This window comes from Bdellovibrio sp. HCB290 (assembly GCF_047305925.1).
GTDB lineage: Bacteria > Bdellovibrionota > Bdellovibrionia > Bdellovibrionales > Bdellovibrionaceae > Bdellovibrio.
Window position 1 is genome coordinate 3,148,026 of record NZ_CP178620.1, and the last position, 19,165, is coordinate 3,167,190.

The 19,165-nt window shown below is 46.5% G+C and carries 16 protein-coding genes; 6 read left to right on the plus strand and 10 right to left on the minus strand.

Annotated features, from left to right (window positions below; genetic code table 11):
- Positions 1-614 precede the first annotated feature (614 nt).
- The 4 genes from ACLVWU_RS15320 to ACLVWU_RS15335 all read left to right on the plus strand — a co-directional run bounded on the left by ACLVWU_RS15320 (position 615) and on the right by ACLVWU_RS15335 (position 3,045).
- Positions 615-1,226, plus strand: coding sequence for an RNA polymerase sigma factor (locus ACLVWU_RS15320; RefSeq protein WP_413575725.1), 612 nt, complete (start codon positions 615-617; stop codon positions 1,224-1,226).
- A gap of 6 nt (positions 1,227-1,232) precedes the next feature.
- Positions 1,233-1,715, plus strand: a complete 483-nt coding sequence (locus ACLVWU_RS15325; protein ID WP_413575726.1) for a hypothetical protein — start codon at positions 1,233-1,235, stop codon at positions 1,713-1,715.
- Between the two features lie 38 nt (positions 1,716-1,753).
- Positions 1,754-2,227, plus strand: a complete 474-nt coding sequence (locus tag ACLVWU_RS15330) for a hypothetical protein (RefSeq protein WP_413575728.1) — start codon at positions 1,754-1,756, stop codon at positions 2,225-2,227.
- 161 nt (positions 2,228-2,388) lie between these two features.
- Positions 2,389-3,045 (plus strand): hypothetical protein, encoded by a 657-nt coding sequence (locus ACLVWU_RS15335; protein ID WP_413575729.1) that lies wholly within the window; start codon positions 2,389-2,391, stop codon positions 3,043-3,045.
- Here the strand turns inward: ACLVWU_RS15335 and ACLVWU_RS15340 are convergent.
- The 5 genes from ACLVWU_RS15340 to ACLVWU_RS15360 form a co-directional block, all read right to left on the minus strand.
- Positions 3,042-5,129, minus strand: a complete 2,088-nt coding sequence (locus ACLVWU_RS15340) for a hypothetical protein (RefSeq protein WP_413575731.1) — start codon at positions 5,127-5,129, stop codon at positions 3,042-3,044. The genes ACLVWU_RS15335 and ACLVWU_RS15340 overlap by 4 nt on opposite strands.
- A gap of 30 nt (positions 5,130-5,159) precedes the next feature.
- On the minus strand, positions 5,160-10,967 hold the full coding sequence (locus ACLVWU_RS15345; RefSeq protein WP_413575732.1) for a beta strand repeat-containing protein: 5,808 nt from the start codon (positions 10,965-10,967) through the stop codon (positions 5,160-5,162).
- Between the two features lie 228 nt (positions 10,968-11,195).
- Positions 11,196-11,534 carry a hypothetical protein gene (locus ACLVWU_RS15350; RefSeq protein ID WP_413575734.1) on the minus strand — a complete coding sequence of 113 codons (339 nt, stop codon included), beginning with the start codon at positions 11,532-11,534 and terminating at the stop codon, positions 11,196-11,198.
- A 159-nt stretch (positions 11,535-11,693) separates the two neighbouring features.
- Entirely contained in the window at positions 11,694-12,410 is a 717-nt protein-coding gene (locus ACLVWU_RS15355) for a DUF4423 domain-containing protein (protein ID WP_413575736.1), read from the minus strand.
- A gap of 75 nt (positions 12,411-12,485) precedes the next feature.
- The gene (locus ACLVWU_RS15360; protein WP_413575738.1) at positions 12,486-13,262 is read right to left on the minus strand and encodes a TIGR02147 family protein; all 777 of its coding nucleotides are present in this window, start codon (positions 13,260-13,262) and stop codon (positions 12,486-12,488) included.
- A 194-nt stretch (positions 13,263-13,456) separates the two neighbouring features.
- Here ACLVWU_RS15360 and ACLVWU_RS15365 point away from each other — a divergent pair, with 194 nt between their 5' ends.
- Positions 13,457-14,953: a serine/threonine protein kinase gene (locus tag ACLVWU_RS15365; RefSeq protein WP_413575739.1), complete on the plus strand. Its 1,497-nt coding sequence runs from the start codon at positions 13,457-13,459 to the stop codon at positions 14,951-14,953.
- A gap of 133 nt (positions 14,954-15,086) precedes the next feature.
- Here the strand turns inward: ACLVWU_RS15365 and ACLVWU_RS15370 are convergent, their stop codons facing one another.
- The 3 genes from ACLVWU_RS15370 to ACLVWU_RS15380 are packed head-to-tail and all read right to left on the minus strand — an operon-like array spanning position 15,087 to position 16,409.
- Positions 15,087-15,446: a cupin domain-containing protein gene (locus ACLVWU_RS15370; RefSeq protein ID WP_413575740.1), complete on the minus strand. Its 360-nt coding sequence runs from the start codon at positions 15,444-15,446 to the stop codon at positions 15,087-15,089.
- Positions 15,443-15,994 (minus strand): GNAT family N-acetyltransferase, encoded by a 552-nt coding sequence (locus ACLVWU_RS15375; protein WP_413575741.1) that lies wholly within the window; start codon positions 15,992-15,994, stop codon positions 15,443-15,445. The genes ACLVWU_RS15370 and ACLVWU_RS15375 overlap by 4 nt, the downstream gene beginning before the upstream one ends.
- On the minus strand, positions 15,987-16,409 hold the full coding sequence (locus ACLVWU_RS15380; protein ID WP_413575742.1) for a hypothetical protein: 423 nt from the start codon (positions 16,407-16,409) through the stop codon (positions 15,987-15,989). The genes ACLVWU_RS15375 and ACLVWU_RS15380 overlap by 8 nt, the downstream gene beginning before the upstream one ends.
- Positions 16,410-16,511: 102 nt before the next feature.
- On the opposite strand from ACLVWU_RS15380, the gene ACLVWU_RS15385 reads away from it, so the two are divergent.
- Positions 16,512-17,396 carry a LysR family transcriptional regulator gene (locus ACLVWU_RS15385; RefSeq protein ID WP_413575743.1) on the plus strand — a complete coding sequence of 295 codons (885 nt, stop codon included), beginning with the start codon at positions 16,512-16,514 and terminating at the stop codon, positions 17,394-17,396.
- Between the two features lie 156 nt (positions 17,397-17,552).
- Here the strand turns inward: ACLVWU_RS15385 and ACLVWU_RS15390 are convergent, their stop codons facing one another.
- Complete coding sequence (locus tag ACLVWU_RS15390) at positions 17,553-18,059, minus strand: DUF1993 domain-containing protein (RefSeq protein WP_413575744.1); 507 nt, start codon at positions 18,057-18,059, stop codon at positions 17,553-17,555.
- A 158-nt stretch (positions 18,060-18,217) separates the two neighbouring features.
- Complete coding sequence (locus tag ACLVWU_RS15395) at positions 18,218-19,150, minus strand: diguanylate cyclase (protein ID WP_413575745.1); 933 nt, start codon at positions 19,148-19,150, stop codon at positions 18,218-18,220.
- Positions 19,151-19,165 lie beyond the last annotated feature (15 nt).

The window sequence follows — 19,165 nt, forward strand, 5'->3', positions numbered from 1 at the left end:
AATTGGACATTGGAAATTAGAGTTAGGATTCAAAAACAAGAGCCGCCCAGGTCAATTCGACACCGAATATTTATTCTAAATTTCTAAACGACGCCTCCTAATACATTCTCCCCACGCAACGAAGCCAATATCGCGACATATATAAGATGCTGAGCGGCCCTGCAGGAACTGCAGGCAGCGGTATAATCGATGTTAAGATGAACGAGGACTTCCGAGGTTCTGCAAAGTGCTCCGCCGTCGAGTTCCGCAGGCCTCTGTAGTAAACACGAAGCAACAAACCACCATCGAACCCAAATCGATTTTAAACTCCCAAAACCAACAAGAGCGAGGACTGTCCGAGTAAGGCGGAGCACTTTGCAGAACCTCGGAAGGCCGGCGCCCAGCCCCATAACATTCTCTTATACCACTCATAACAATTTCCGAAAAACCGAAATAAAATCAATTATTTAGAGCCACATTGGCCCCGAAAAAGTGGCCCACAGATTGCTATAAGGAAAGAAGTAGGCACGTTGGTTTGGGGGAACGAATTTACAACGAGCTGGGGGGGAGCCAAAAAGCTCTTCTGGGAAAAAAATTCAGGAAGTTAACCGAATTTATACAGAAGCGAGTCATATATGCAGAAAGATCTAATTGGAATATCGGATCTTGAACTGGTGGAAAAAGTTAAATCTGGAGACAGACGCTTTTTCTCCGAACTCGTGAAACGACATCAAAGAAGTGTGCTGCGCTTGAGTTTAAGATTCATGAAGGACATGGACGCCGCAGAGGACGTTACTCAGGAAGCTTTCATCAAAGCTTACGAGAAACTGAATTCCTTTGAGGGACGTGCATCCTTCAAAAGCTGGTTGTTCCAGATTGCCGTGAACACTGCTCGTAACAAACTACGTGAGTTTAAAAGAGACACGGTAGATTTTGAAAACGTGAATTTGGCAGTAGATGCGGAGGCTGAAAACACTCTCGTTCACACGGCGGTGGCTGACATCCTTCAGAAAGAAGTAGACAAGCTGCCATTGAAACAAAAAACAGCTTTGGTTCTGCGCGTGTACGAGGATCTTAGCTTTAACGAAATCGCTGATATCATGGAATGTCCATATGATACAGCCAAGGCAAACTACCGCCACGCCTTGTTGAAATTGCGCCAGACTTTTGAGGAACAAGAGGACCTTAAGAGATGGAATGAAGATGTTGGTGGTTTTTTCCAAACTTATGCTGAAGCGGAAGGATAACATTGAATGGATCAAAGAGAGAGCATGAATCGTTTGGACAAGGTCAGAAAGAACCTTAAGGCGAATGACGACCTTGATGTTCCCATGAACGATGATTTTTTTAATCGGCTTCATGATAAAATTATGTCTGAAGTCGATAAAACAGAAATCGCGCCCCCTCCCGTACTGATGCGACCGCGAAATATGTTGAGAGCCCACTGGCGTGGTTGGCTTTATCCAACCGGCGGCTTGATGTCTGTTGCCTTGGCGACCGCCATCCTGGTTCCCCATTTTTTAAAAGTCACAGAGGGCATGCAGCGTGCAGGCTTATTAAGCGATGGACGCGAACGCATTGTCATGGAAGCGGTGTTGTCACCGGAAGACTTGTCCCAGACTTTAATCTCCAGTCAGACGGATTCTGACTTTTTTGTGGACGTTGCCCGCGAATCATCTGAAAATTTCAGAGTAGCTAAACTCAATAAAATTGTAGGTGGTCGAACGACTCGTTAGATCACCATCGGGTGATAAACGTGCGTCTGACTTTCTTAATGCTTCTAATTTCAATTTTCCTGCTTCAGCCCCTGGCTGCGTTCGCTCAAGGTAAAACTGTTGCCAAGCGCAACCAGCTTGAGGAGCTGATGATCTGGAAAATGAGTGATGAACTTAAGCTGACTGCTACAGAAGAAAAAACATTTTCTGATATCATCAAAAATCTAAATCTTAAAAAATCAGACCTGAATCGCTCTTTGCAAAACTCCCTACTAACCTTGGCAAACACCAAGGATGCTAAAAAACGGGAGCAGGAATTTGCCGCCTACAAGAAAACGCTGCAGGCGTTTAACAAGGTCAGCGAAGAAGAATTGGACAAGCTAAAACCATTGCTGGGAACCGAACGCATAGTTCAATATCTGCAGATCAAACAGGATCTTGCCACAAGAATCAAAGCCACCTTGACCAACCCCGATGCTCCGATGAAAGATGAAAAGAAGCCACTCCCGGCTCCAAAAGTTATCATCGAGTAATTGGACGCATTAGAGGACCAATACTTCCGATTTCTTGACTCTTACAATTAATCAACGATTAAATGGAACACTTGCTACGCCTGGATTTCACGGCTCAGCGCGCCAACTAATGCAAAAATGAAAATTGTGTGGCGACATACACCTTGTTTGAAGGGGTGAATATGTCCATGTTTTCAAAGCTACTAATAACTACTGTTTTGCTTGCCCAGCCCACTTTTGTAAGCGCTGCGGACGAATTGTTAAATGGCGGCGACGTGATCGAGTGCCCGGGCTATGAAGTTCCATCCTATCATTCTTTGGATCTTTATGAAGGAGAGGAAGTATACGGTCTAAAACGTACAGACTTCAACTCCTTCACTGATTACAAAGCGATCGTCATCCAAGTCCTTAAACGTATGGAAAAAGTCGATCCTGTCCGCGCTAAAAATTATCGCCTTGTTTTAAACAACTTCGAAAAGGAATCGAAAATTGTTGTCGGTGAATTTGGCAATGTTCGTGACGAAGGATTTTTAGCAATTCCAGAAGGCTGCTCCTTGAAGCAAGCTGCGGTACAATTTCGCACACACACGCCTGAAGGCATCAAGTATGTTTTCAATCTTGGGCTATGGAATAAAATGAGCGCCCCAACAAAAGCGGCGTTAGTTCTGCATGAATTGATCTACCGTGAAGCTTTAGGTTCACAAAATATTAAAACCTCAACACGCGTTCGCTATTTCAATGCGTTTTTGCATTCAAGCAAGATGGACAATATCGATTACATCACCTACGCGCAGTCTGCAGGTTTTTTGGATTTTAAGATTGAGTCACCGAAGAATTAATATCCGCGGAATAACCACGGATTACCAAGCAACTGAATATAGGTAGTACCAGGGTTACCCGCAACGTTCCCAGTACCACCGGATACATTTAGAGTGCCTGAGTATGTGCCGGAATAATAAATCGCGATGCGGCCGCCGCCGCCGCCGCCGCCATTGTTCGTTCCGTCGAATCCAGATCCGCCTTTAGCTACAATACCATCAGCGACTGAAACAAGGTTTTTGGTTGTTATCCAAATACTTCCACCTGAACCACCACCACAGCGATTTGCGTCGATCTTATTTGATCCCGAAGCTGACAGCACTGCTCCCGTATTGATAGTCAAATCATTCGCAATTACAAACTTAATCGCACCGCCACCGGTCCCGGCAATGCCTGGACTGGTACAACCACCACCACCAGACCCTAAATCAACGGGCTGAGTATTTGAACCGTATGTGGTACCACCAGCAGCTCCAGTACCACCGGATCCACCCGCACCACCGTAACCACCGCCACCGCCACGTACTCCGTTTGATGTACCTTTACCAGTACCAGTATTCTGCCCTTGCCCTTCAATGGCTGTGACAACGGCCCCGGCTGCTAAAGTGATGTTGTTATAGGTATAAGTTCCGTTTTGAATGGAGCTGGTCGTCGGAAACAATAAACTATTTGTTGTTGTGTTTATCACAACCGCTGATCCCGGCGTCACACCATCCTGCCAGCCACGTGCTGCTTTGCTTGCAGAGACAGTCAAAGATGAGCTAATCGTGTTTGAGTAATAGATAGCGATTCGTCCCCCGGAACCAGCGCCACCCCACTCATTATTGGATGCATCCCATCCACCGTTACCACCGTCGGCAGAAATAGTTCCAGAACCAAGAACGGATTGCGCGATAATCCAGATACTTCCGCCAGAGCCACCACCGGGAAAATAATCGGTGTAATACCAACCTGAGGTCCCAAGGGAAGATAATGTTCCATTAACTGTTAGGGTACCGGTCAGTACAAGCTTAATGGCACCGCCTCCCCATCCACCGACTCCGTAAGTGTGAATCAATCCACCACCAGAGCCTTGAGTGATTGGTTCCAACATATTACCATAAGTTGCACCGGGTGCAGCAGCAGCGAATGCCCCACGACCGCCATGACCGGCACCGCTACCATAAATGCTTGAAGTTGCCCCGGCGCCTGTACCTACCTGGCTTTTGCCACCATGGGCATCATTCCAAAGCCATGCACCACTATTGATAGTCACGTTTCTAAAGTTGTAAGTACCGTTTGGAATCGCCGAGTCTGTTTTGATTGTTAAGTCGTTGTTGATGTAATCAATCCAAAAGATAGAACCCTTACTGGCAGACCAGAATGCAGTAGTGGTTCCACCATTAACATAAACATTTCCTGTGTAAGTACTTGTTGCATAGTGAATGGCAACTCGGCCGCCACCACCTGCACCATTGTCATTTGCACTGTTGGAACCATTCGCACGAATGGTTCCATTCCCCGCAAATGTGGCGGCTTTAATCCAAATACTTCCGCCAGCTCCACCGCCACCTTTAACCCCGGCAGCCGAGGAATCTGTACCATTCATCGATATAGTACCAGTTACAGTCATCGTACCTGATACATCAAACTTGATTGCACCACCGCCAGAGCCCGAACTGCTGGCCATACCACCTGGTGAACCCAAGGTCACTGGTGAAATTGGATCCCCATAAACTCCGCAACCGACAACTGAATCATCAACGCCGCCAAATCCACCATGACATCCGCCACTTGTGCTTTGAGGTCCTGGAGAGGGGCCAAGTGTGCCTGTGAATCCTGCGCCGTCCCCATTTATTGTTCCAGTTACAGTGACGGTACCCGCGTTGATAATTACGCCAGTACCTGCTGTCGTATCACCTTGAATAGTAAGCGTACGCCCTGAGCTTACGATGAGTGTTGTGAATGTATATGTACCAGGATTTAAAGTGACAGCACCCGTAATAGTAACGATCCCGGAGGCTGTATAGTCCCCAGGTGGCTTCGTGACTGCCGACCAGCTTTCATCAGCTTGGGCGTATACTGAAGCGATCAGAATAAAAACAAAAAACGAAATGACGTACAAGTTACTACCCCAAAAACATTTCCCTATTAATTAGTTCGCGTAACCGCTGCTCCAGTTTACGTAAACCTTGTTGTTAATGCGCATGAACGAATAAACCGCATTGGTGCCAGAAGGAGTTGCATTCGCTGGTAAGAAATAGAAGCTACCGCCTGATCCACCAGTCAAAGTATTAGGCGTGGTTTGACCAAAAGTACAAGACGCCGAAAACGTGGTGGAAGCTGTTACAGCCAGCGTATACACACCACCGTCTATCATATTTAGGAATGTTAACTGCGAAGCACAGTTAGTTGTGATCGACTGAGTATTACCATTCGCCCAGTCAACTGTCGTGCCCGATGGCACTTCGTAACTTTTACCGCGAATTGAACCCGTAACAACCAGAGCTTCACCCGAAGTAGGTGCATTCACAGTTACGTTACCTGCACTGGCGATTGTTAAGCGAGTGGTGTTGTTCGTTTCCATATTCAAGGCATAACCATCGTTTGTACCAACAGTCGCAGCCGCACCGTAAGTATTGCCACCATTCAACAGAGGCAAAGAGTTACAAGTGATATTGCCTGATCCATCGAACGTCACATAGTTACCTGTGCCGCAGCTATAACCGGAAAGTCCACCCGAACCATTTGTCGCAACCAGTTTGTCGCCAGCCAATCCCGTACTAGCAGCCCAGTTCACACTGACGACACCAGAGGAAACTGAAAGTCCAGATCCCACTTGCATGATACCTTTTGCAGCTGCCGTCGCATCGTTAACTGAAATCGTAGGAGTCGTCGATCCATTCGCCACAACGACTGGCAAAGTACCAGAAACGCTTGTTACACCTGCAGCCGCAGGAGAAGCCCATTTCACACCACCAGCCTCTGCAGTATCAACGGTCAAAACCTGACCATTCGTAGAGCTCGCTGGCAGGCGAACGTTGTTCGTCCCGTTATGAACAATTAGATCACCTTTGGTCGTCATCGGCGAAAGTGCATTGAAGCCCGCGGTTTGTGTTGTCGCACCCGTACCGCCACTTGCAATTGGAACCGTATTTAGGACGATATCGGAACCCGATACTGCCAGTGGAGAAGCAACACCCAAAGTTGTATAAGTACCAGCACCTGTTCTTTGAACGATACCGGTAGACACAAGACCGTTAAGCTCTGTAGCTACATTCGAACCCCATCTTAGACCACCAGTCTGTGCACTATCAGCGATAAGAACTTGACCGTTTGTACCAACACTCAACACTTCAGGAGCTGATGAGCTGCGAGTGATAAGGTCACCTTTTGCTACCAACGGAGAAAGTGCTGCAAATGCCGCCGCCGCAGTAGTTTGACCCGTACCACCTTTATTGATTGGTACGGCGCTGGAGAAATTCGCAGGATCCACCGCAAGACCGGAAGCATTAACACTAACTACACCAGCTGCTACAGAAAGACCGGAACCAACTTGCATTACACCCAGCGCAGAAGCAGTTGCAGCGCTGATGCTGATGTCTTTAGTTGTAGTTCCTGTCACTGAAAGTGGCGCATTCGCTGTTACATCCGTGATACTGCCAGTTGGAGCATTGATCCATTGCAGACCACCCGCAGTCGAAGAAAGAATCTGACCTGCAGTTCCTTTCGCAAAACGAATGTTATTCGTACCGTCGTGAGTGACGATATCACCAGCTGTCGTTAACGGAGACAATGCATTAAAGCCTGTAGTCTGAGTCGTGGCACCAGTACCACCTCTATTGATTGGCACTGTGAAGTTAATCGAAGAAGCCACGATGTTTGTTAGCGCGGAACCATCGACGGCTGGAAGTTTTGCAGTACCATCCAATTTTACGATTTGGTCTGCAGCTGTACCGAAGTTAACCTTCGCCAAACCACTGGTCACACTGATACCCGAGGTCGCAACGTTAGTATCAAACTGGACGATACCTTTTGCAGCATAAGAAGCATCTGCCGGAGCGCCGCCCGTATTATCGTCAGCCATCACCCAGTTGCCGGATTGATATTTCAAAATTTTTCCATCAGCGATACCAGTTGTAACAACCGGAACACCTTTGATCTTATCAACTACAGTTGCACCTTGCGTACCGCTGACGTCACCAACCAAGTTACCTGTAAAATCAGCAACTGAAGTAGGAGCACTGATCCACGCCAGGCCACCCGCTGTAGAAGAAAGAATCTGACCAGCAGTTCCTTTGGCCATGCGAATATTGTTAGTGCCGTCGTGAGTAACCAGGTCACCCGCTGAAGTCAGAGGTGAAAGATTATTGTAAGCACCTGCTTTTGCAGTCGCACCCGTACCACCACTTGCGATTGGCACTGTATTTAGGACGATGTCAGAACCAGATACTGCCAATGGAGAAGCAACACCCAAAGTTGTATAAGTACCAGCACCTGTTCTTTGAACGATGCCTGTGGATACAAGACCATTAAGCTCAGTCGCTACGTTGGAACCCCATCTTAGACCACCAGTCTGTGCACTATCAGCGATAAGCACTTGACCGTTTGTACCAACACTCAACACTTCAGGAGCTGATGAGCTGCGAGTGATAAGGTCACCTTTTGCTACCAACGGAGAAAGTGCTGCAAATGCCGCCGCCGCAGTAGTTTGACCAGTACCACCTTTATTGATTGGTACGGCACTGGAGAAGTTCGCAGGATCCACCGCAAGACCGGAAGCATTAACACTAACTACACCAGCTGCTACAGAAAGGCCGGAACCGACTTGCATCACACCCAGTGCAGACGCAGTCGCCGCGCTGATGCTGATGTCTTTAGTCGTTGTACCTGTCACTGAAAGTGGCGCATTCGCAGTCACATCAGTGATGCTGCCCGTTGGAGCATTGATCCATTGTAAGCCGCCCGCAGTCGAAGAAAGAATCTGACCCGCAGTTCCTTTTGCCAAGCGAACGTTGTTTGTACCATCGTGAGTTACTAGGTCGCCGCCCGTTGTTAGTGGCGACAATGCATTAAAGCCAGCTGTTTGTGTCGTAGCACCAGTACCACCTCTATTGATAGGCACTGTAAAGTTAATTGCTGAAGCCACAATATTCGTAAGATTCGAGCCATCAATTGCCGGCAACTTACCATCAGAGCCAATTTTTACGATCTTATTTGCAGTAGTACCTGTATTTACCGAAGCCACACCCGTTGTAACTGAGATACCAGAGGTATCTGCATCAGTTGCAAATTGCAGCACACCTTTTACTGTGTAGGAGGCATCAGCCGGAGCGCCACCAGTGGCGTCGTCTGCCATAACCCAATTACCAGATTGGTATTTTAAAATTTTACCATCAGCGATACCCGTAGTTACAACTGGTACGCCTTTGATTTTATCAACCACCGTTGCCGCTTGAGTACCGCTAACATCCCCAACCAACGAACCCGAGAAGTTTGCGACTGAAGTCGGAACCGGGAGATTCGTCAATTGCGAACCATCCACTGCCGGCAATCTGCTTGTGCCATCCAATTTTACGATTTGATCTGCACCTGTACCGAAATTAACTTTTGCAACACCTGAACCATTTACAACCACACCAGAAGTAGCTGCATTGGTATCAAACTGCACAAGACCCGTACCTGAATAAGATGCCACGCCTGGTGCGCCACCAGTGTTATCGTCACCCAAAACCCATTTGCCGCCAGCAGCTGTGTCGTACTTCAACACTTTGCCAGTTGCGACGCCGGTCATATCAACTGTTTTACCTCTGATACCTTCAACAACTGTCACACCTTGGGTACCAGTTACATCACCTGCCAATGAACCAGAGAAGTTAGTAACAGACGTCGGAACAGGAAGATTCGTCAATTGCGAACCATCCACAGCCGGCAATTTTGCAGTACCATCAAGAACCACAACTTTACCAGCCGTCGTACCTGAATCCACAACCAATGTGTTAGTACTTAATGTTAAGCCCGTACCATAAGCAAGCCCCAGGTTGGAGCCTGTCACATTCAACGGCGCTGTTGTGCCCAGCGCTGCATAAGTGCCAGCACCAGTTCTTTGCACGATACCTGTGCCTACGATTGTTGTTAAATCAGTTGCTGTTGGAGAAGCCCATTTCATGCCAGTGGCTTCAGCAGAATCCGCAGTCAATACCTGTCCATTCGTACCCACTGCCAATACTGCAGGAGCTGAAGACGTGCGTGAAATCAAATCACCTTTTGCCGCTAGCGGAGAAAGGGCCGCGAATGCACCAGCTGCTGTTGAAGCACCCGTACCACCATTTGCAATTGGCAGAATACCTGACAATGAAGAAGCTACGATATTTGTTAATGCAGAACCATCCACCGCTGGAAGTTTCGAAGTCGCATCCAATTTTACGATTTGATTCGCACCAGTACCGAAGTTAACCGAAGCAACACCGGAACCATTCACAATCACACCTGAAGTGGCTGCGTTGGTATCAAACTGCACAAGACCCGTAGCTGAATAAGAAGCCACACCTGGTGCGCCACCAGTATTATCGTCACCCAAAACCCATTTGCCACCAGCAGCAGTGTCGTACTTAAGCACTTTACCAGCTGCAACACCTGTCATATCAACAGTTTTACCTCGGATACCTTCAACAACTGTCACACCTTGAGTACCAGTTACATCACCAGCCAATGAGCCAGAAAAGTTTGCAACTGATGTCGGAGTTGGAAGATTTGTAAGTGCAGAACCATCCACTGCTGGAAGTTTGCCAGTACCATCCAATTTAACGATTTGATTTGCAGCAGTACCCGTATTAACTGTGGCAACACCGGAAACCACACTGATGCCAGAAGTCGCTGCATCTGTATTGAAGCGCACAATACCTTTTGCGGCATAAGATGAATCCACAACTGTCGAGCCTGAATCATCATCCGCAAATACAAGGTTACCAGATGAATACTTCAAAACTTTTCCATCAGCAACGCCCGTAGTAACAACTGGATAACCTTTAACTTTATCTACAGAAGTAGTGGACTGAGTCCCAGACACGTCACCGCTCAAAGAGCCAGTGAAGTTAGTCGCAGAACCAGCTGTCGTAGCTGTAGTTGCTGTCGTAGCACTCGAAGCCACGATGTTCGTCAACGCAGAACCATCCACTGCTGGAAGTTTACCAGTACCATCCAATTTAACGATTTGATTTGCAGCCGTACCAAAGTTAACACGTGCCACACCACCCGTCACCACGATGCCTGAAGTGGCAGCGTCAGTAAGGAATTGCACAAGTCCTTTAATAGAGTAGGAAGAATCAATTGCCCCAGTACCCGACGGAGTCGAACAAGACATCGTCGTACCGTTGTAACTTAAGAACTGACCCGTCGTACACGTGCTCACGTCCGTTTTTCTGATGTAGTCAGTGGGCATTAAGCCACCGAAGGACTCAGCAGAAAGAGCATTCGTTGCATAAGGTACAGAACGAATCTCTGAAGCCGGAGTGATATGATTCCAAACCGTATTGCCATTTGGATTGAATTGCACATCCAAGAAGCGGCGGTCACTTGAAGAAACCAGGAAAGAACCACCCTCAGCACAACTTACTGTCGCTGAGTTATTCATGAATTGATGAACTTTTGCAGATACATTCGGGAAATTTGCAGTGCCTTCACCAATTGCTACGTCAAACAAACCATCAGCTGAAACTGGTACGAGATCTTTTTGTTCGCGATACAACGTACAGTTTGGGTTATTGCCGCCAGCCGTATCCACCATGATGGAAAAACTGAACGAAGCCATAGTGAAACCTGGACTGCCGCCACCTGCTGCTGTGATACGACCTTGGAAAGAAAATGTAGAAGGAGTCGCGTTCGCGAGCTCAAACGCGAACATAGAAATGAACATACACATGATTCGAATTTTGCTGAATCTTGATAAAGTAGTTCTTTTCACACGTCCTCCACATACATTCCGGAAAGCGACTTTGACTCCATATTTTTCGGTGTGTTATTGAAATTCCTGAAGTTTTCCCAATAAAAAAGCGTGTTTCTAATTAGGAAACACCGGTGGGTACGTCGCATGAGACGTTAAAGAGTAGTAAAGTGATACATTCTCAGAGGTTTCATAACAGGTGGTTAATGAACCAGGTAAATGCAAACACAAATGTGAGCAGTTGAACGATTAAGGTACCAAGACTAGACGATGTAGGCGTTGGCAAAGGTGAGGACTTTTATCATTCTGAATTGGATCCTGATCGAGCTGGCTACAAAAAAGATTCCAGCAAGATTGAATTGCAACATCATCTGCAGCGGCCACGCTGTAGCAGCTTTGCTTAGCCTCAGCCAAGAGTTCGGAAGAAGTTGAGCTTCCAGTTGATGCCAGATCCATCGAGTCTGCAGCAACGAATGCGGAGCTTTCACCAAGCAGATTTTCTGTTCCCAGTTTTGCGCAATTTTGATAACCCATCAATACAATCGGTGTTCCAAGTATAATGACGAGCTTACTAACACTCAACCGCATCTCACCCCCCCTGCCAAGATCTGTGTATGCAATTTCAGGGCATAGCGAAAATCGAGCTTTCCTAAATCGTGCAGGACTTGGGCTGTTCATATTTTTATTTTTGAGCATTCCCTTAACAGAGGAAATGGAGCGTTTCCATCACAGGATCAAAATGAGAAATCACGTTTGTGCGTCTGTGTTTTCACTGACGTCCGTCAGTGGATAGAGCTGAATGGACAAATTGTAGACTTGAGTTTTTGGACCGTCTTCCAAAAGCAAAGCGATTTTGTGACGGAAATGCGTGATCAGCTGTTTCGCCTCTTCAATCTTTTCGACATTCGTTGGAATCGTGATTGTCGTAAAATTTCTTTTGGACAAAGGAACTCTCTGTAGTGAATCTTGCGCTTTTCGAAGTACCGCACATTGTCCCTCACGAAGAGCTGAGCTTGGAATGTCCGTCGTCGTCGTAAACTGCTGCGGCAATCTCTGCCAACGACCGTTCTTCATTTTGATGATTTGAAGTGACTGAAGAAGTTCCAGGCACTCCTCTACATTCTCCACACTTAGCGCGAGACGTTTGGCAATCCACTCTGGTGAACTATCGAAATCATCCGTCTTCATCAAATTCAAAATAGCATAAGGTTCCCAGGTCGTGATCACGCGTAACTCCTGCTCTTCCAAAACTTTTTGAAAGTTCAGGCGCTTGGCGCGAACACTAATGAAACCCGCAAGAGTGGCTTGGTCTTCCTGGCTCAGACTCAATCCGTAAGCAATTTTTTCTGAATAGTGATTACTTAAAGGGCGGCGTTCGTGAAAAATTTCGTTCAAACGGCCTGGGGAAATACCTGCTTTTTGAGCCAAAGCACGCATGGAAAAACGGGCGTTTTTCTTTTGCATGTCTTCTAGTTTTGAACTCAAAAAGCTATTTAAAGTCATTGGTGTCCCTTAGCTGGGACACCATAGCTTATCAATTTAAACTTTATCAAGTTCGACGCGTGGCGCCTGATGCAGATTCGCTCCAGATGACGATTTCGCAACATCCTGGGAGATCGACAGTGGGAACATCTGAATGTTTAGTGAATAAACTTCACTCTGTGTTCCTTGCTGCAAAAGTCGTAAAATACGACCACGGAAGCGCTCAATCATGCGCTCAGCCACTGGGATCTGCTGAGGATTTACCGTCAGTGTGACACCTGTGTAGCTCGAGTTCATATCCAAATCCATCGCCTGACTGGCTTTTTCAAGGTACTTTTTGTAGTGGCTGCGACCTTCGTCACCAGAGCACTCATAAGAAGTGATCAATCGGCGATGAACAATTTCAATGCCGCGCTCTTCTTGACGAATCAGTTCCATGCGCTCGAGATTACCCAAAGCCTGCACGACAGCTTCCGGAGAAAGTCCCAGACGGTCTGCAATCCAGTTCACATCATCGTTACCATTGGAGATTCTTAGCAAGTTCAAGATGGCATACTCCTCCCAGCCCCCCATTATCGCATTGCTCTTGATACCGACTACGCGGTCAGAGCTGAAACGACGGGAAGTTACAGAAATGTAAGATCTCAATTGTTGGCGTTCTTCTTGATTCAAACCCAAACCAGTCGAGATTTTTTCGAAATAGAACTCGGAAAGAGGACGCTTGCCGCGAATAAGTTCACTCAATCGACCTGGCGTAATGCCAATTTTATACGCAACCATGCGCAAAGAAATGCGTCTATTGCTTCTACGAAGTTCTTCAAATTTGTTCATCATGAATTCTGTAATAGTCTGATTCTGCATGGCCACAGTATTGTGTAAGTGGACATAATTATCCAGAGATCCCAAGGGCTTACCCCTACTAACCGCTCCCTCAGCCAAAACACGGGAACAAGATCAAGAATTATGGAACACTATTTATAACCGCTGAAGTTATGAGCAACTAAGAATAAACCGAATAGTTCTCAGAGATGACAACACCAAAAAGAATCGGCCCATATCAGATTATCAAGCGTATCGCCGAAGGCGGTATGGCCGAAGTGCATTTGGGTAAATCAGAATCACGCTTTGGTGTCAGTAAACTTGTCGCGATCAAAACAACTCTGCCGGAATCCAGCAACGCCGAGATGTTTAAGGAAATGTTCTTTAAAGAAATTCGCGTCAGTGCAAATTTGAATCATCAGAACATCGTAAAAATTTATGACTTCGGCGAATCCGAAAACCGCGCTTTTATGGTGATGGAATATATCAATGGCGTGACCCTTCGGGATTTACTTTCTTATCATCGCGATAAGGAAGAGCCGCTTGAAACGCAGTTCGTCCTTTATATCGTTCATCAGGTGGCCCTCGCACTATCTTATGCTTATCAATCCGTGGATCCACAAACAGGCTCTCCCTTGCGCCTGATTCACCGGGATATCAGTCCTCATAATATTTTGATTTCTTTTGAGGGCGAAGTGAAGATCATCGACTTTGGAATCGCCAAAGGAAATTCTGAAGAAGCCCTGACTCAAGTCGGACAGACCAAGGGGAAAGTCGCTTACATGAGTCCCGAACAAGTCAGCGGCGAACCTCTGGACAACCGCACTGATATTTTCTCGTTGGGAATCGTGTTTTGGGAGATGCTGGCAAATGCGCGCTTCTTTGGCGGCTCAACTGTCGGCGAAGTTAAAAAGTCCATTCGCATGTACGACGTGATGAATCTTCCGACGGCTGTGATTAAAGATCGCAGCGTGGAGCTGCTAAATGTTCTGCCCGTGATGCTTCATCATGATAAGCGTTCGCGCGCTGAAGACGCTGGTGAAGTGGCTCGTCAGATTGGCACATTGTTATCAACCAAGCACCCTGACTTTTCAGCCTTGGCACTGGCGGATTACCTGAAGCAGGTATTTGCCGTTACTTACAATGATACTTTGGAGAAAATCCGTCAGTTCGTGATTGAAGACGACAAAACCATGACCATCAGCACGACCACGACTGCCGAAGAAGTGATGTCGATGCTGACTCATAAAACGATCACAGACCCGGCGTTGGCGTTAAATAAAATTCACGTGCCTCCCCCGCCCCAGACCAAACTTCCGGGAGCGACCGTTAGTGGCCCTTCGAAAATCAAGCCGCAGATTTCTTTTGAGGGTTTACCCCGCCAAGTTTCTTCCGGGCCCGCTTTTAAAAATTTTGTGAGTGCAGCAGTTGCCGTGGCATTTCTGTGGACGGCCGTGCTGATGATAGGAAAAGACACTCCGGAAACAGCGCCGCCAAGAATCGTGGCGCAGGTTCCACTATTAACACCGATTCAACCACGCAGAGTTGCACCACTACCAGTGCTGCCGGCACCGCCAAGTCCGTTCAAAAAACCGCCGACTTATCGCGTGGGCCAAAAGAAAACCGTGAAGAAAAACCGGCTGCCGTCTTCTACAAAACCGGTCGGCAAAAAAAACCAGCCGCAACAACGTACTTACCGAAAATAACATTCCCGCAATTTCCACATCCGATTCGGATGCGGCAGCGCACAAGCGCATCCTCTACCTCGGGAAACTCAGGCATAACACCACCATTCAATACTCAGTGGTCCTATGGTTGAATTTATCATGGGCACAATCCCTAAAAGGAATCTTCCGGATGCCATGCGGGACCTGTGGCAAGAACGCATTCCAAAGGCTCGCTTCCAAGGTTTATTACCGTATGCGTTTCCCCTGGTTGTACAAAAACGCAGTCGCCAATGTTGACTTCAAACCGTCTGCCATCAATTTCCATTATTCCTGAACCGCTGATCACCAAAAAGGATTCTTCGGCGACTTTGTGGGAATGAGGATCCGAAGACAAACCTGGAAGAATAGTCACTACCGCTAATGAGTGATGTTTTGAACTGCCATGCTTTTCTTTGCGGCCCGTGTATTGCCGAACTATCTCATTCTTTGAAGCATAGAATGGCTGAACGTCTTCTTTGCGGAAAAGCTTCATAGGCTCCTCGCTGGTTTTACAATGGAAAACAGCACTGCATCCTGAGAACCCACTGGAAAAGACTCCTCCAGAAATTCATGCTTGAAGGTCATTCCGACATTTATCATAACTTGCTGAGAGCGCAGGTTTGCCTTCATGGCTTGGGCGCAGACTTCTTTTGTTTCATATTGTTCAAAGGCTTTTTGCACGAGTGCTTTTGAAACCTCCGTTGCATAGCCTTTGCCCCAGAACTTTCTTTTAAGTCTATATCCCAGGAATAGCTTCTGAAAATTATTTGGTTCTTCTCGCGATGGAAAAAGATGAAACCAACCGGTAAATTGGTTTGATTCTTTTTCTATCGCAGCCCAAACACCATACTTGCCATTACTGTCTTTCAATTGCCGAGACACCCGATTCATAAATCTCTGAATGTCCTCTTTGCTGGACGCCACTCCATTAGTCAGATACTTCATAACTTCCGGGTCACCATCAAGATCAAGAAGCTCACTTTCATCGGTAGCTATAAACTCTCTAAGACTGATTCTTTCAGTCTCAATAAATCTATTCACAGACAAGTTCGTGCTCCTCGTTGTCAGATTCTCTAACTTCGCCAATTCGAAAATTTATGCGCTGTCCGTTTTCGTCGATTAGCCAGGCGGATTCAAATTTAAGCGTGACAGAGTCACAGCTGAAGCCCGTTGATGGCCCTTCAAATATCGTGGAGGAAAAATAGTCTGAAATGCCTTCAGCAGAAGTAGTACTGATGACTGCGTTATTTTTTGTAAGATAGACGATAGCTGTTTGCCCTTGCTCGCTATAAATACGACCGGGAACAAAATAAAAAGCTTTATATTCACCTAAGTCTACAACCGCGGCGGGAAATAAGCCTTTGTCTTTCGGGCACCACTCGGCAGCAACAGCAGCAAGAGAAAGCACTGAGGCTCCAAATAAGACCGTTACAAATTTAAGAATGCTGGCAGTCATAAAATCTCCCTTTTTATGTATTGGCTAAATTCATCCCATGAAAAATAGATATTAATAACGAATATTATTTCATATTTTATATTCCTTTTGTTATATATCCCCATGCCCAAAATTCCCGTTTACCTTATCGAAGCCTTCATAACGTTTTGCCAAACGCAGAACATCCAAGCTGCCGCCATTAAACTTGGCATTTCACAACCCGCTCTTTCAAAGCAACTGATGGCCTTAGAGCAAATGCTGCCACAGCCGATTTTTACTTTTCAGGGACGCAAGAAAGTCCTCACAGCTTTCGGTGAGGACCTTCAGATGCAGTTACAAGAACGTCTGATGGGACTTCAGGAAATTATTGAGCAAGCGACTTTGAATCATTCCGATCCGTCCAAGTCCTTTGTGCGAATTGCTTCCCGTCGGGAAATTTTGGATCGGTTTGCAGACCGTTTGAAGTTCCCAGGGGCCATTCAGTTTATTGAGTCTTCAAACACGCCAACCATAGCTGGCATTCTTAACCGCACTCTTGATTTTGGTATTGTCCATCAGGTTCCAGACTCAAGTGAATTAGTGGCTCGTCCTCTTTTTAAAGATCACTTTATGCTGGTGATTCCAAAACGAATGATGAAGACGCCCCCAGCGAAAACCAAAGATCTTTGGAATGAGCTAAGCCGCCTGCCCTGCATCTGCTATAAAAAGCCCGATGAAATTTTGGAGCAAATCAGCGCCGCGAATGACGTCAGTTTTAAAAATTTAAATGTTGTTCGAGTGACTGCAAACTATCTAAGTGTTGCTAAGCTGGTGAATGCGGGAATTGGCTGGTCTGCCATCCCCACACACGTTTCCACGATCAGCTCCAATGTGCACATCATCCCCGTGCCTTTAAAAACATTCCCGCCGCGACAGTTTTATGGTGTCTTCCGTCCGGAATTAAAAAACGCAGCCTGGCTGCGTCTTCTATTTAGCGATTTAAATAGTTGTTTTGAAGATCAGAAATAGGCATTCGGGCTCCTTCCGAGCGCACAAACAAAAACCCACAACTCGTTAAAGTTGTGGGCCGTTGCAATACACATCGAAAATAACAAACCCTCAATTTCCACATCCGATTCGGATGCGGCAGCGCGCAAGCATTCGTGGTCGACGAATGCTTTTTTATTACTTTTTAAAAGGCATCGGTCCCAAGTAATCCTTCTTACCTACTTCAACACCATTGTGACGAAGGATTGAGTAAGCTGTCGTTACGTGGAAATAAAGATTCGGCAAAGCGTGGTGAGAAACGAACTCAGCACCTGTCACCCACTGACCTTCCCAACGAGGCGTCGTGATCTTTTTTGAATCAGAATCCTTAAAATCAGCTGCAGACAAAGACTCTAGATATTGAATCGTGCCTTTGATTCTTTCCTGGAAATCAGCGTAAGTTTTTTCAGTGTCAGCATGTGTGGGTGCCGTTTTTTCAGTTAAACGGAAGGCTGCAAGCTTCGCTGTATCGCAAGCAATTTGAATTTGGCGAGCCAAAGGAAATTGATCCGGAGCCAAGCGAGAGTTCAACAGAACATCCATATCGATTTTCTTAGATTCGGCAAACTTCGCGCCTTTTTCCAGAACGTTCTCTAAATTGTGAAGTGTTTTAATAAAATGCGGAACTGTGATTTCGTAAAGCATGGCGACCTCCTAAAGGTATCCACATTTAAACGAAACTTTCCCGAAGTTACAACTGTGTGGACAAGGCGTTAATCAATGAGCGTTCTAGGGATGCACAAATAAAAACCCACAACTCTTTCAAGTTGTGGGTCGTATTAAGTCTTGTCTTTGGTATCTGATTACGGAGCGACAGTGACTTTGTTTCTGCCGCCTTGTTTTGACTGATACAAAGCTTTGTCGGCACGGTCGTAAAGCTGAGTCCATTCGGTCTCTGCCGCGTACTTCGTGGCGACACCTACTGAAATCGTGACCGGAATCTTTTTACCTTCAAACACAAATTCGCTGGTTTCGATGGTGTGACGAATACGCTCGCCAACTTCGGCTGCGACTTTGGCGTTGGAGCCGGAAAGCAACAGAACAAACTCCTCACCGCCGTAACGGGAGAAGAAGTCATTCGCACGGATCAGTTTCATGATCACAATTCGGCACAGTTCTTTAAGAACATAGTCACCGCCTGGATGCCCGTAGCCGTCATTGATTTTTTTGAAATGGTCGATATCGAAAGTTACCAAGCTCAATGGTTCATTCAGAACTTCTGAACGCTTCATTGCCTCGGGGCCTTTTTCGATCAATGCACCTTTCGAGTGAGCACCCGTCAAAGCGTCTTTTTGCGCACGCTCATAAAGTGCTGAAGTACTCATCGCTTCCAAGCTGCCTTTTTCCAGGAACTTGAAAATCACGTTGCCCGTTTTGATCTGGTCATTGTTTTTTAATAAACACGAAGCCAGTGCCGGAATCGTCTGACCATTCACCACGGTTTTGTTGGTGGATCCCAAATCGATGATAGAAACTTCGCTGCCGTTCACTGCGAATTTCGCATGAGAACGACTTAAGCTTTTGTCATCGATGTAAACCTGGCTCTCGACAGAACGGCCGATAGTGATGTCACTTGCCGTGATCGGATATTGTTTTCCCACGTAACCCGGAGGCCCGATCAAAACTAAAATTGCTGGCGGAACTTCATCGGCTTCACGCAATTTCCCTTTGAACGTATCACTCGCAACTATACTGGTTTTTTCTAAATTATCAGAAGAATCGTCATTGTTAACCATAACGACGATTATAAG

Coding starts and splice junctions, on each gene's coding strand:
- ACLVWU_RS15320 (WP_413575725.1), top strand. CDS start 615: ATGCAGAAAGATCTAATTGGAATATCGGATCTTGAACTGGTGGAAAAA.
- ACLVWU_RS15325 (WP_413575726.1), top strand. CDS start 1,233: ATGGATCAAAGAGAGAGCATGAATCGTTTGGACAAGGTCAGAAAGAAC.
- ACLVWU_RS15330 (WP_413575728.1), top strand. CDS start 1,754: ATGCTTCTAATTTCAATTTTCCTGCTTCAGCCCCTGGCTGCGTTCGCT.
- ACLVWU_RS15335 (WP_413575729.1), top strand. CDS start 2,389: ATGTCCATGTTTTCAAAGCTACTAATAACTACTGTTTTGCTTGCCCAG.
- ACLVWU_RS15350 (WP_413575734.1), bottom strand. CDS start 11,534: ATGCGGTTGAGTGTTAGTAAGCTCGTCATTATACTTGGAACACCGATT.
- ACLVWU_RS15355 (WP_413575736.1), bottom strand. CDS start 12,410: ATGCAAAAGAAAAACGCCCGTTTTTCCATGCGTGCTTTGGCTCAAAAA.
- ACLVWU_RS15360 (WP_413575738.1), bottom strand. CDS start 13,262: ATGATGAACAAATTTGAAGAACTTCGTAGAAGCAATAGACGCATTTCT.
- ACLVWU_RS15365 (WP_413575739.1), top strand. CDS start 13,457: ATGACAACACCAAAAAGAATCGGCCCATATCAGATTATCAAGCGTATC.
- ACLVWU_RS15370 (WP_413575740.1), bottom strand. CDS start 15,446: ATGAAGCTTTTCCGCAAAGAAGACGTTCAGCCATTCTATGCTTCAAAG.
- ACLVWU_RS15380 (WP_413575742.1), bottom strand. CDS start 16,409: ATGACTGCCAGCATTCTTAAATTTGTAACGGTCTTATTTGGAGCCTCA.
- ACLVWU_RS15385 (WP_413575743.1), top strand. CDS start 16,512: ATGCCCAAAATTCCCGTTTACCTTATCGAAGCCTTCATAACGTTTTGC.
- ACLVWU_RS15390 (WP_413575744.1), bottom strand. CDS start 18,059: ATGCTTTACGAAATCACAGTTCCGCATTTTATTAAAACACTTCACAAT.
- ACLVWU_RS15395 (WP_413575745.1), bottom strand. CDS start 19,150: ATGGTTAACAATGACGATTCTTCTGATAATTTAGAAAAAACCAGTATA.